Below are 765 nucleotides of genomic sequence, written 5' to 3'. Positions count from 1 at the left end.
GGCGACCTCTGGCCGGCCGGGCCGCCCCGAGAAGGCGGTCGCGATGTCGGCGGCGGGCGTCCCCTCCGGGTAGGCGATGCGCTCGAAGGCGATGCCCTCGCCGGACTCGGTCGCGAGCACCGCTCCGTCGGAGCAGCCGAAGACCGCGCCGACGCGGGTGAGGGCCGAGCCGTGCAGACCCATGCACGGGGCGGTCGGACCGCTCGGCTCGCCCTCGTCCTCGCCCTCGCCCGAGGACGCGGTCAGCGTGGCGCCGTCGATGCTCCCTACGACCTGGTCGCCCAGCGGCAGCAGTGCGCCGTCGTGGGGGGTGCCCTCGAAGCGCCCGAGCTCCGAGATCTCGCCGCGGCTCAGCGCCTCGGCGTCGAGCACCACTCCGGTGCCGGAGCCGGGGAAGTACAGCGCCGTGAGCGACGCGGACGACGCGACCCGCGCCTCTCCGCCGCCGCCGTCGAGCTCGCCGACCACGCGCGGCTCGGCGACGTAGTAGTGCGAGTGGTCGCCGTGCGGGACCGTCCAGGCTCCGCCGTCGACGATCGTCAGGGCGCCCTCGGTCGAGGCGAAGACGTAGCGGCCGTCGGTGCTGAGGCCGGTCGCGTCGAGTGTGGCGAGCGTCGAGGACTCGCCGGTCGCCGGGTCGAGCGCGGTGAGCGCGCCGTCGTCGGCGAGTCCGACGAGCCGCAGCGGCGCCTCCTTTACCTCGCTGGCGCCCTCGGTCCGGCCGAAGGTGTCGCCGGCGGGCGTGCCGGGGGTGGCGGGCGCGGC

Annotated in this window: 1 pseudogene; it reads right to left on the bottom strand. The window is 76.5% G+C overall.

Annotation, left to right across the window (positions count from 1 at the left end):
- Positions 1–765 (bottom strand): annotated as a pseudogene (locus tag ACH61_RS17725) (ABC transporter); the annotation flags it as partial.

The organism is Rathayibacter tanaceti, from assembly GCF_001634385.1.
GTDB lineage: Bacteria > Actinomycetota > Actinomycetes > Actinomycetales > Microbacteriaceae > Rathayibacter > Rathayibacter tanaceti.
Note: the sequence above shows the minus strand (reverse complement) of the source record. Positions and strands in the feature narration are given on the sequence as shown.